This window comes from Priestia sp. P5_B4, assembly GCF_056400385.1.
The window spans coordinates 1-2181 of sequence record NZ_JBFULJ010000652.1; the positions used below are offsets into that span (position 1 = coordinate 1).

Sequence of the window (2181 nt, forward strand, 5' to 3'; positions counted from 1 at the left end):
AATAAGAGCTGCCGGTTTTCGACAGCTCTTATTTGTTATTTGTTGAGGGCCCCTTACTAATCATGTGATGAGTATTTCGTGGGAAGTTCTGTTGTCATTATTCTCGGGGGGTTTTTTCATTTCTGACATAAAAATAAGCAAAGTTACAGTCGGTTGCTTACTTTTTTGAGCCGGATGCTCCATAATCTTTAATCGTTAACTTCACATCATAGTTAATTGGCACTTGACTAAATGTTTGATCCCAATTTTCTTTGACCCTCATCCATGTTCTAGGCTGCTTAATTCTCAATTGATTTCCAAATCCCGCCACATCAACTTTATATTTTGTTTGCATTTTTCCGACTGCGTTTCTTACCAGATACTTTACTTTTTTTTCTGAAGTTTTTTGCGCCTTCTGTAAAAATTGATTGTTAAAAGAGTTCCCTGAGGTCACCCAACTTTCAGATAGCCTTCCCACTGATTCAATGTGTACATCAAAAGAGATATCATTTCCTTTAACATGAGGTTGAATGTGACTTTTCATAGATTCTATTTCATATACGATCAGCTGACCGGTGTTTTTATCAAAGCTTTTCACTAGGCCGCCTTTTCCTTTGCCTGTGATCCAAGTCAGACCATCTAATTCTTCTTCATTCAAAAAACCAATCATTTTGTTTGTTTTCCCTTTAATTATACCAGCACCCGCAAATTTGATTTCTCCATTTGCTGATAATACATTTTGCAACAGAAAACTAGACCCTGTTTGAATTTTGCTTGCTAATTTAATAAGCTGCATGGGCGGTAAAATTCGCATTGTTCGATAAGTATTGTCTATCATTCCATACAAGTGGAAAGCTGGGATCTCTCCTGGTGTTTTTGATTCTAACGTGTCGCTAGCTCTTCCTTTACTAATAAACACAAGGCAACTAGGTCTAAAATCATTGTTCCGAAGAGTTTGGTCCACTAATTGCTCTAAACTATACGCTCGTGCAAGGGCCTCACTGATAACCATTACTTTCATATGGGGACTAGTTAAAGGAGTGTCACTTCTTAAAGATAATTCACGAAGCATTTGAAAAGGAGAATCTCCTGTTTCCGAGATATTTACGTAAGATTTCTGCTGCGGTCCTCCTTGTTTAGTAGTTGAACTTGCGACTTGAGGAGTGATAAGTTGATAAGTTGACGTAATCAGGTTCTTTTTAGTATATCCTTCTCCTTGTTCATCAAATTCTTTTTCAGCTATGGACTCCTTAACTTTATCATAGGCCACACCCACTCCAAAACTTTGCTCTTCAATTTCATGACTGCTCCAGCAGCCTGCCAGAGGAAAGAGCAAAAAAACAGAAAACAAAATCAATAGGAACTGGAAATGGTCAAAGGTTGGTTTCATACTTTACTCCCTTTACTTTTGAAATAATGAGAAGAAGCAGCGGCAAAAAGCCAAATAAAACTAAGGCGATATTGCCAATCACATCTCCCAATTTAAATACATCATTAATATTTTTAGGAATCATGGAAATAAGATATATAACCGGAAGCAAACCATACATAAATGGATGAATGTTTTTTTGGAAAAGCTGAGACAGTCCTAATGAAGCGGCGTAATGATTAATAGTAAAAGAAGYAAACATCTGCATGATCCATACAACTAGCAGCAAGGAATCAAATCGTTCAAAAATCAAGCCTGTCAGCTCAAAACTCCTTATTAAATCGAGCGTTGGCCATGTTCTTAGTACTACTCCATCAATCGATAATGCTCCGATAACCATTACAACAGTAATCACATAAATAAATATAGGAATAGTAATTCCAACCAGCACAGCTTTTCCTGCTTTGTGTGGTTCTTTCATAAAAGCTAAAATGATTAATATGATTTCAGGACCCGTGAAGGCAAGAGCAGTTGTTTTTACCCCTTTTAGTACAGGAAGGACTCCTGATCCAAGTACTGGGCGCAGATTATCTATTTCAAATATTTTCATACTCATAAAAGCTACCAGTAAAAAAAGAATAACGGTAATGGGGAATATAATTTCAAACAGTCGAGCGATTGGATTAATGCCCCCTCTAATTAAATAGAGGCTTATCCACATAAATGGCATAATAATAGCCCACGTCGGCGTTCCTTCTAGCAAGAGATATCCAGTTACTTCTGCTAATGAACGGGCGTGAAACCCACCAAGCAGTAAAAAATAACCTATCATT

At 37.1% G+C, this 2181-nt stretch carries 2 protein-coding genes; both read right to left on the reverse strand.

The annotated features are described in order from the left end of the window. Positions 1-157: 157 nt before the first annotated feature. Positions 158-1369, reverse strand: a complete 1212-nt coding sequence (locus tag AC1DRF_RS24250) for a Ger(x)C family spore germination protein (RefSeq protein ID WP_230183893.1) — start codon at positions 1367-1369, stop codon at positions 158-160. Continuing rightward, positions 1353-2181, reverse strand: an 829-nt coding sequence (locus AC1DRF_RS24255; protein ID WP_477741900.1) for a GerAB/ArcD/ProY family transporter, incomplete at its 5' end; no start/stop codon positions are given. The genes AC1DRF_RS24255 and AC1DRF_RS24250, both read right to left, overlap by 17 nt.

Bases quoted from the DNA above. Each gene is read 5' to 3' on its own strand.
- AC1DRF_RS24250 (WP_230183893.1), bottom strand. From the start codon at position 1,369: ATGAAACCAACCTTTGACCATTTCCAGTTCCTATTGATTTTGTTTTCT.